Source organism: Marinovum algicola (assembly GCF_900109145.1).
Lineage (GTDB): Bacteria > Pseudomonadota > Alphaproteobacteria > Rhodobacterales > Rhodobacteraceae > Marinovum > Marinovum algicola.
On record NZ_FNYY01000047.1, the window covers coordinates 1 to 9328 of the forward strand.

Here is a 9328-nt window from a genome sequence, read left to right on the forward strand (position 1 = left end):
GGCGGCATCCTTGCTACGATACGGCAGATTGGTCCCGGTCCGCAGAATGCTCGATCCCGCCGCTGCCGTCCATAACTGCGCGCTTCAGCCCACATGACGGGCTCCAGCAGGGCGGTTCGGGACCGCCAGGCCCTGCCGGTAGTCGACCAGCATGGCGTCGAGATCCGGCAGGCCGTGGCGGGCGCGGCGGTAAGCCCGGGCGTCACGCACCCGCCGGCGCGATGCGGCATCCGCATAGGCCGGCAGGGCCAGCCCAGCGATGCGCCACAACACGCCGGCCACCGAGAGCAACGACATCTGGCGGTAATAGACCGCAGCCAGGGCAGTATGCGCCGTCCGTGGCAGGCAGATAGCCGCCCATTCCGCGGCGAAATGGCGGTGTGCCTCCGGCAGCCGGACCTGCAGCGCCTGCGTCGAGCGCAGCGTGCGCCGCAATCCCTTGCCCGGACCCTGCGTGCGCACGTCCTGACCCGAATGATTAACGTTGACCACCAAGCCTGACGGCAGCAGGGCGATGTCACCCCGCGTCGCGGCAAGCAGGCCGACCACTAGATCCGATGAGATCTCCGTTACCCACAGTTCGGGGTCGCGCGCAATGCAGTCGGCCCGGATCAGCACGTCGCTGGGTTTACCCAGAACCCAGCCAGCGCGGCGGCACAAGTGGAACAACTCTTCGGTGCTCACACGCCAGGGCTGGGCGATCCGGTAGTTCTCGGTGCGCGCGCCAGTGTCTTCCTCGATCATGATCGCGCAGGACGACACTAGGCTCACCCCGTCTCCCGCGGCCTGCGCAAATCGGGCCAGTCCGCCCTCGGCCAGGTAGTCGTCCGCCTGGATGAACTTGATCCAAGGCCGCGTCGCCCGCGACAGGCCGGCCAGATGGTTTTCCCACAGGCCTAGGTTCACCGGGTTCTCGATCACTGTCAGCCGCGGGTCGTCGAACTGCGCCAGCATCTCGATCGTTCCGTCGCGGCCGTGATCGTCGATCACGATGATCTCACCCGCCCCGGATGCCAGCGCCGAGCGGACGGCATGGCCCACCTTGTCGCGGTAGCGATAGGTCGGGATAATGATCGAGATGTCGGCTTCTAAAATCGGCATGGCGGTCTCGGTCCGGTCGTCCGGTGTCGCGCGCCAGCATGGCCCGGCAGCAACGGTGCGGTCGCCTCGGCTAGGCGGGCGGCAAAGGCGGGCCGGCCGAAGGCGGCACGGCTGCGGGCGGCTAGGGCCGCCCGGTCGATCGGGGGCGCTAGGATCGCGGTGCGCAGGGCGGCGGGAAAGTCGGCCACGGCCACGGCGCGCCCCAGTTCGCCGTGGCGCAGCGCGTCCCCCGCGCCTCCCGCATTCAGTCCCAAAGCGGGCGTGCCGCAGCACATCGCCTCGACGAAGGCGATCCCGAAGCCCTCGCCATGGGACGGCATCACGTAGAGATCCGACGCACGGTAGAGATCGGGCAGATCCTCGTCACTTACGAAGCCCAGAAACCGCACGATGCCACCTGCACCAGTGTTGCGGGCCAAGGCCTCGAGCCGTTCACGGTCGCCGCCGGTGCCGGCCACTAGATAGGTCAACCCTGGCACGTCTCGCGCAAGGTCGGCCAGCAGCGGTATCACCCGGTCATGGCCCTTGTGGCGCTGGCGAGGGTCCAACCGGGCGACGGCGGACAGCACCGTGGCCTCGGGCGCAATGCCAAAGCGCGCGCGCGCCGCGGCACGATCACCGGGGGTGAAGCGGTCGTCCACTGTATTAAAAATCGCCGCGCAGCGGTCGGGATCGGCGCCGGCGGTATCGACCACCTTGCCGACGGTGTGCCGGCTGACGCAGAGGATCAGGTCCGAAGCAGCTAGCGCGCGCCGCACGAAAGGGCTTAGCGGCTCCCACACCTCGAGTCCGTGCACATGCGACACCAGTTGCGCGGACGCTACACGCGCCGCCAAATACGCCAGCGGTGTCATGAATGCGTGGCCGCAATAGATCAGGTCTGGGCAGCGAGTTACAGCCAGCCAGAGCGCCTTTCTTGAATAATCGACTCTCCCGTTAACAGCGCCATGCTGCATTATGCCATTTGGGAGCTGCACACCTGCTTCCCGAACAATCCTCGGCAGGATCTCGATCTCGCTAACCCAATGGAATTCTGACAGGGCTGACAGAAGATCGCGCGTCGATTGCGCAATCCCACCGCGTCCCCCGTATGCTTCAGCCACAAGCGCAAGAATGCGCAAAGGTTTTTGTCTACACATATCTTCTTCGATGTGAAGCATTGCGGTGAGATCAAACCTCCTGCTTCTTTCCTAAGGGCCACATTAATTGATCGTCAAAGCCAAAAGCTGAAGGTCGCGGAGATGGCGGAAAGAAAGACCTTCAGCACGTCTTGTCAGCCATCCGGCGCCAGGCAGGCCACCCAGAAGGCCACGGCATAACTCACTTCTCACCGCCCGAAGCGCTCGATAACGATAAACTATCGGTCTTCAACTTGGGCCCTCTTCCCCGCCGCCTCGGTGCCCAATTCTTTTTGAAGCGCTTCGATTTCTGCCTTAAGCGCTTCATACTCAGCAACCCGGCGCTTCAAAAATCGCGCGGTCAATGCCGCCTTGGCAGCAAGCCCTTGAGGGGTCAGAACATAGGCGTAGCGCAGCTTGTTGTCGCTTGCGCGGAAGTTACTAACCTTGACTTGGCCCTTCTCGACAAGTGCTTTCAGGCAGTAATTCGCGATGCCGAGACTGATGCCGAGCGATTTGGCCAACTCCCTCTGAGAAAGCTCAGGGTTGCCTTCAAGCTCCCGCATGACACGAAAGCGGATATCGTCGTTTACCTGCCTGGTCACGAACCTGATGCGCCACGGCTACCGCACTGGAGGTCGCAGTACGAGTCCGAGCGGAAGGGGTCGTTCATTCGTGAACGCTTAGTAGATTCTGAAGGTGAAGAGAAGGCCCCTTGCGTGGACTTGCCTGAAATTCAGGCGGTCTTCGGACTTGGCTGGCGCGCCATCCGGATCCAGGCGCAGCTCGCCCCCCTGATCTCTCGCCAACTCGTGCGCACCCTCGCGCTACCACGCCTGAAATGATCCCGAGACACAGGACCGCCACCCGCTCCTTCCCCCGCATGCAGGAAAAGGCCCGTCATCTAATCGCCGTATCCACGCGATGCCTGATATCGGTGGCCAACCGCTTCCCCGCAGAGGTTCTGCAATATTACAGCTATCTGCCCCTCCCACCCGGCGTGCCGCCAGGCAAAGCCGGGGGGCGCGAGGGATCAGAGGTCCCCGGTCTGAGACAGTCCGGGTATAGTCCCGAACTGCATGACGGCCGGTGGGTTACGTTGCCGCGTTTCTGCTCTCCCCTGAACGGAGCCGGATCGAGTGCGGGTCGGGTGAGGTCCCCGGCGAACATCCACCTTTGGCACGGGAAGGCGGCAAACCGTGGCGCAATCTCTTTGCCTGGTTCGGAAGGCCAGAGGCTTCGCAAACCAGGCTTTCAAACCAGGGTGTCGTGGTGAAGATCGCGCATAAACCACGCCTGACAAGATCCGAGCTAGGCATCCATCTCATCAGCGTCAACGGTAATTCCGCGGCGACTGCAACATTCCGGAAATGTTGCAGAAAAAGTCAAATTGGCAGCATCTGACGGTCTCTGGCGCCTGTCGGCCAGGTCTCGGACACCTGGGCTCTGGCAGCGGGTATGAGCCCGACCAGGGTGGCAAGTTGGCAGCCGCCTTCTGGGTGTCAGGCATGCGACCGCGTTGCGTTACTCAGCCAGGAAAGCCGACCAGTCCGATCGCCGATGCAGGATGCGCAGGACGTCCAGTCTGACGTCATCTGCGGAATAGAGAACCACGTGTCGATAGGGATGGATGCGGATCGGCGGGCTGAACTCAGGCCTGAGCCGAGACATCTCCGGATACTCCAACAGCAGCTCAAGGACAGCCTCGAGCCCCCTCAGATAGGTTTCGGCCTGCCCTGTTGACCAGGTGGCGCGGGTGTATGACCAGATCGCGAGGTCGCTGCGCGCTGCCGGCCGGAGCCGAAGCTGTCGACCCACCTACCCTGCTCCGGGGGGCGCAGACGAGACCAGCTTGCTTGGAAGGAGCGACGGCTCAACTTTCCCATCCGGAGTGATCTGAATGACGTCGGCTAACGTTCCCGCACCTGCGAGCGTGCCGCAGGCATGTGTCGGTAGAGCGTCGCTGGCGACACCCTCAGCTGACGCGCCACCTCTTCAACCGTGATCGTTTCGTCAGCCAGCATGGCCCTGGCAACTCTGAGATCACCCTCAGAGAGCTTCTTCGGCCTTCCCCCTGTTCTCCCCCTGGCTCTGGCGGCATCGAGCCCTGCGCGCGTCCTCTCGCGGATAATCGACCGCTCGAACTCGGCCAGTGCCCCGAAGATGTGAAACACCAGCTTGCCGCCGGGGGTGGTGGTGTCGATCGCCTCGGTCAGGGAGCGAAAGCCGATGCCGCGCGCCTCCAGCCCCTCCACCGTCTCGATCAGCTGCTTCATCGAGCGCGCCAGCCGATCCAGCTTCCAGACCACCAGCGTGTCACCTTCGCGCATGTACGCGATGGCAGCCGTCAGCTCGGGACGGTCCCTCTGGGCTCCAGAGGCTTTCTCGGTGAACACCTTCTCGCATCCCGCCGCGGCGAGAGCATCATGCTGCAACTCCGGCTTCTGATCCTGGGTCGAGACCCTGGCATATCCGATCAACATGGCATTTCCCTCTCAAAACTCATGATCCATCATGCGAATTGAAAGAGCCATTACAAGAGACAGTTTTGAGATACTCCGGACCGGGTTTTCGAGATGCCGCGCCGGTCAGCGGGCCAGTCTCTCGAAAACGACCGTTTTTGACTTACCTGCCCCCCGCTGCTCCCTCGCTCATGACGGGAGTCTGCGGGTATGTGCTCTGCTCCCCAACGCTGGACCACCGGCAGGACAGAAGCGTGAGTGAGTATCGACCACGGTCAGGATTCTCAACTTCCTTCCCAAGGCGAGCTGGTCGTGAACGAAATCCATCGCCCAGACATCGTTCGGGGCCGCGGCTTCCTCTCGGATCGCCTCGGTCAGGGAGCGAAATCCGATGCCGCGCGCCTCCAGCACCTCCACCCTGTTCCATCTTGGAGATGCGCCATCACGCTCTGATCTACAGAGACAGATCACAGCCGGCCAGATATATGCGAAAATAGATCATAATTTGGAAATTCATCCCTCGTATGATATATTGTAGAAGATCAATCGCCTTTCTTGATCTGCAGGATTATATCAAAATGAGCTATGAGAGCGAGAAACTGGCGGCGGCACTCAAGGTTTCGCGCGAGAAAAAGGGGCTTAGCCAGCGTGCGCTAAGCGCCCGTTCAGGCGTGCCACAGTCGCACATCTCCAAGATCGAGAGCGGCGCGGTCAACCTCACCGTCTCAAGCCTGACCGCCATTGCCAACGCCCTTGATCTGGAACTGGCGCTTGTGCCGCGCAAGGCGGCGCCCGCTGTCAGGACGATCACCCGTAGCGTAAACGACGCGCCGAAGGCCACGCCGGAAGCGCGCAAAGAGATTGCCCGGCTCGCCAGGCAGCTTGAGCACATACAGTCGCTCAAGATCGATAGTCTCGCCTTCGAAAAGCTGCAGCGGCAGTTTCGGGAACTGCGTCAGTTCGAGAACCTGATCCGGAATACCGACACATTGCGCAGCATCCGTGAAGCGCTCAAAGCCGTGGAGGGCCCGGCTGGGGTTGCAGCGCTGCAAGACGCGTCAAAGCAGATGAACAGTTTACGCAACTTGCTTGCCCAGGGCGTCGGCGACGAGGAGCGAACTCGAGTGCCGCGCCCGGCCTATCGCCTTGATGGAGATAACGATGAGTAATGTCTCCGTTCTGGACGTGAACTTGCATGGCGAGCCCATCGGTACGCTCACCAATCTTGGCGGTGATCGCACCATCTTTGCCTTCACCGACGAGTACATCGAAAATCCTGACAGGCCGACCCTCGGCCTCGCTTTCAAGGACGAGTACGGGGAGCTCTATACGGATTTTCGGCCCTATCAGAAGCGCGTCATGCCCTTCTTCTCAAACCTTCTGCCCGAAGGTCATCTGCGCAAATACCTGGCCGAACAGGCGGGCGTGAATCCCGAACGTGAATTCTATCTGCTCTGGGCTCTTGGCCATGACCTGCCCGGCGCGATCACGATCACCCCTTCCGATGGTGAAGCCTGGCCGCCGGATACTGCCGATGGCGGCGATGATCACGGTGATGATCGTCGCGAGAACGCGCTGCGCTTCTCGTTGGCAGGTGTTCAGCTCAAGTTTTCCGCCGTGATGGAAGCAAGCGGCGGACTGACCATCCCCGCCTCTGGCGTCGGAGGCTCCTGGATCGTCAAGCTCCCCTCCCGCGAATTCGCAGGCGTCCCTGAAAATGAATTCTCGATGATGAAGCTGGCCGGCCTTATCGGAATGAACGTGCCTGCCATTGATCTGGTCAGCATCAATGCGATCAAGAACTTGCCCAAAGGCATCGACAAAATCGGCAACCATGCCTTTGTGATTGAGCGCTTTGATCGGCTATCCGACGGATCGCGCGTGCATGTCGAGGATTTCGCACAGGTCTATGGGCTCTATCCTGAGGACAAGTACGGCAATGGCACCTTCCGGAACATCGCTCAGGTGATCTCCGCCGAAGGCAATGATGCCGACATCATGGAATATATCCGGCGTCTGACCTTCAACATGCTGATCGGCAATGCTGATATGCACATGAAGAACTGGTCGTTGATCTATCCGGACAGGCGGTATGTATCGCTGTCACCCGCGTATGATTTTGTGGCGACGGTGCCCTACATTCCGGGCGATGCGACCAACATGAAGATCAGCCGCGCCAAAGTGTTCTCGGCGTTCTCATTGGATGAGCTGACGCATCTCGCGGTCAAAGCTGCCATACCGAAGAAGATGGCGATCGATACTGCCAAAGAGACCGTTCAGCTTTTTCGGGAGCATTGGGATGCAGAAGCGCCGAACTTGCCGATGAGTGATGACGTCAGATCAGCCGTAGAGGCCCACCTGAAGACAGTGCCAATCCTGGAAGAGCTTTCATAGGGCAAGGGGTTCCCGCCTCACCAGCAAGGCAGGGCGACAAGGGCGCAGTATTGCGAGGCTGGGGTGATCGCGGACATGTCGATGCCGCGAGTGTCCCCTGCCCGCATCCTTCCGCAGCGCTGCGGGCGCGGTTCGGTATCGCTTTGGCGCTGACGCCCTGACGAAAACGGCGGACCCCTCTCAGGGCCCGCCGGTCATCATCTGGTTGGTGCTATAGCTCTGGGCCTCAGGCCGCCTTGTTGGCCGCCGAGCGGGCCTTCTGAGCGGCGCTGTCCGCATTCGCTGCAACCTTGTCGGTGATCTCTTCGCCAGCCTTGGAGGCCAGCTCAGCGGTCTCGCTGCCCACCTTCTGCGTCTCGTTTGCATAGGCCTGGACGGCGCGTGTGAAGAGCTCTGCCTGCTTCTGAGCGAAGTCTGTGTAGGCCTTGCCGTATTCGGCCGGCTCATCGCGAACCTGTGTCAGCTCACGCAGGTTCGAAAGCGCGTCCTTCGCGGTCTCGCTCGCAATATCGGTCACCCGGGTTCCGGCTTCCACGGAGAGCGACACCATGCGCTCGTTCATGCTGGCCCAGGTCTTGAAGACGTCCTGGTAGCCTTGCGGATCGAACAGGTTGTTCAGGTCGTTGGCAGTATTTTTCGCGTTCTGCTTGGCCATGTGGGATCTCCTTTCGGGAGCATTGGTGTGCCGTCTTGATGATAAAACACTTAATGCTGCACTGCAGCATTTCAACCCCGAGCACATGGCCGCAAGGCAGAAAAGATCAGTTTTTCCCTGCTGCAAGTTGCCAGTCATGCCTACAAGGTTGCGGTGACGCCCGGGCTGCCTGGCGATGCCCGGCGCTTCTTGGTGGTCCGGTGCCGAAGGAAGAAGCGCATCATTTCCCGCGATGCGTCCGGACCGTCGGGGTCGGTATAGCTGCCTGATGCGTTCCCGCCCGACCAGGCATGACCTGATCCTTGCACCAGCCAATGTTCGACATAGGAGCGCCCCCGGCCGACACGATGCGCCGTGCGCACATACTCGTGGCCTCCTGAAACACGCATGGTCTTTTCCGTCCGCTCAAGACGGTCGTAGGGCTGCAGCGCGCGCATGGCGGCAAAGCGCCCGTTGCGCGGGTTGACCACCTTGTCCTTCTCGCCGTGAAAAATGATCGTCGGCATCGGCGCGCCAAGACGCCGTCCTGGGGCGCCGGCCACCATAGCCCGCGTGGCCGAAGCCGCATCATGGGCGGCGCCGACCGCCAGACCGGAATGCACCCCGACGGCTGCAAATATATCCGAGTAGGCCGTCGCGACGATCAATGACGCCGATGCCCCGGCTGACAGCCCGGCGACATAGACCCTGGCCGGATCGACGGGCTGTCCGGCAATGATCTCTTGCGTGAGGCCCGCGATCAGCGCCGGCTCTCCTCCGCCTCTTGCCTGATCGCTGCGCTTGAACCAGTTCCAGCACCGGTTGAGATGCGCCTTGCGGGCCTGAGCAGGATAGAGCACGAGCGCGCCGAATTCCTCGGCCAAGGCGTTCATGCCGGTGCCGCGCGCAAAATCCTGAGGTGTCTGGCCGCAGCCGTGCAGCATGACGATCAGCGGCAGAGGCTCTTCTGCCTTCTTCGCCATTGAGGGCACATAGAGCTTATAGGAGCGGGCCCCGAACGCGCCCTCGTGTGTGCCGGTCCTGAAAGAGGCGCCGCGCGGTACAGTCCCCGTGGACCGCGATGTCGCGGGAGGAGCCTGCTTTGCGACAGGTCCGACCCGCTTGGCCTTGCGCCCGCCAGCGGACGCTTTCGCCCGTCTGGCCGGTTTTGCAGGTGTCAGCAGGGTGCCCCAGGCATTGCTGACGGAAGGCACCTTGGCGCTTCGAAGCTTTTTTCTGGATCGCGCGCGCGTGGTTTTGAAGGGGTCGAACATCTGACGTTCACTATCCATTGAATGGAACGAAGCCACCGGCTTCCAGCCGGTCCGCTTCAGCTGACGAATGAGGGCTCCCCCGGGATTTGAGACCGCCCGAAGGGTGAAGTCTCAAATCCCGGGGGAGCCCTCATGAGCTATTCTACAGCCAGCCATACCACATTTTACCATCGGTATCACGTCGTCTGGGCCACGAAATATCGGTTCAAGGTTCTGCAAGGCACGATGCGGGAACGTCTTCGCGAGATCATCCGCCAAACCTGCGCAGAACTCGACGTGCACATCGTCAAGGGCGTCGTGGCGCGTGACCATGTCCACATGTTCATCAGTGTGCCGCCGAAACTG

Annotated in this window: 10 protein-coding genes and 1 pseudogene; 3 read left to right on the top strand and 8 right to left on the bottom strand. The window is 61.6% G+C overall.

Features of this window, described 5'->3' with window-relative positions; genetic code table 11:
• Positions 1 to 84 precede the first annotated feature (84 nt).
• The 6 genes and pseudogenes from BMW90_RS25680 to BMW90_RS26545 all read right to left on the bottom strand — a co-directional run.
• Positions 85 to 1101 (bottom strand): glycosyltransferase family 2 protein, encoded by a 1017-nt coding sequence (locus tag BMW90_RS25680; RefSeq protein WP_074840589.1) that lies wholly within the window; start codon positions 1099 to 1101, stop codon positions 85 to 87.
• The gene (locus BMW90_RS25685) at positions 1089 to 2261 is read right to left on the bottom strand and encodes a glycosyltransferase family 4 protein (protein WP_074840591.1); all 1173 of its coding nucleotides are present in this window, start codon (positions 2259 to 2261) and stop codon (positions 1089 to 1091) included. Before BMW90_RS25685 ends, BMW90_RS25680 begins: the two co-directional genes overlap by 13 nt.
• Before the next feature lie 197 nt (positions 2262 to 2458).
• Positions 2459 to 2824, bottom strand: a complete 366-nt coding sequence (locus tag BMW90_RS25690; RefSeq protein ID WP_244526631.1) for a MarR family EPS-associated transcriptional regulator — start codon at positions 2822 to 2824, stop codon at positions 2459 to 2461.
• Between the two features lie 919 nt (positions 2825 to 3743).
• Positions 3744 to 4037, bottom strand: a complete 294-nt coding sequence (locus BMW90_RS27325) for a type II toxin-antitoxin system RelE/ParE family toxin (protein WP_074840595.1) — start codon at positions 4035 to 4037, stop codon at positions 3744 to 3746.
• Between the two features lie 92 nt (positions 4038 to 4129).
• Positions 4130 to 4702 (bottom strand): recombinase family protein, encoded by a 573-nt coding sequence (locus tag BMW90_RS25700; protein ID WP_074840597.1) that lies wholly within the window; start codon positions 4700 to 4702, stop codon positions 4130 to 4132.
• 210 nt (positions 4703 to 4912) lie between these two features.
• Positions 4913 to 5044 (bottom strand): annotated as a pseudogene (locus tag BMW90_RS26545) (DDE-type integrase/transposase/recombinase); the annotation flags it as partial.
• Positions 5045 to 5259: 215 nt separating this feature from the next.
• Here BMW90_RS26545 and BMW90_RS25710 point away from each other — a divergent pair.
• Both BMW90_RS25710 and BMW90_RS25715 read left to right on the top strand, forming a co-directional pair.
• Positions 5260 to 5850, top strand: a complete 591-nt coding sequence (locus tag BMW90_RS25710) for a helix-turn-helix domain-containing protein (protein ID WP_074840599.1) — start codon at positions 5260 to 5262, stop codon at positions 5848 to 5850.
• Entirely contained in the window at positions 5843 to 7075 is a 1233-nt protein-coding gene (locus BMW90_RS25715; protein ID WP_074840601.1) for a type II toxin-antitoxin system HipA family toxin, read from the top strand. Before BMW90_RS25710 ends, BMW90_RS25715 begins: the two co-directional genes overlap by 8 nt.
• Before the next feature lie 226 nt (positions 7076 to 7301).
• On the opposite strand, the gene BMW90_RS25720 is transcribed toward BMW90_RS25715, so the two are convergent.
• Positions 7302 to 7730 carry a phasin family protein gene (locus BMW90_RS25720; RefSeq protein WP_074840603.1) on the bottom strand — a complete coding sequence of 143 codons (429 nt, stop codon included), beginning with the start codon at positions 7728 to 7730 and terminating at the stop codon, positions 7302 to 7304.
• Between the two features lie 140 nt (positions 7731 to 7870).
• Positions 7871 to 8983 (bottom strand): extracellular catalytic domain type 1 short-chain-length polyhydroxyalkanoate depolymerase, encoded by a 1113-nt coding sequence (locus tag BMW90_RS25725; RefSeq protein ID WP_074840605.1) that lies wholly within the window; start codon positions 8981 to 8983, stop codon positions 7871 to 7873.
• Positions 8984 to 9115: 132 nt separating this feature from the next.
• Here BMW90_RS25725 and tnpA point away from each other — a divergent pair.
• A partial coding sequence (gene tnpA / locus BMW90_RS25730) for an IS200/IS605 family transposase (protein WP_139211560.1) occupies positions 9116 to 9328 on the top strand: 213 nt, incomplete at its 3' end.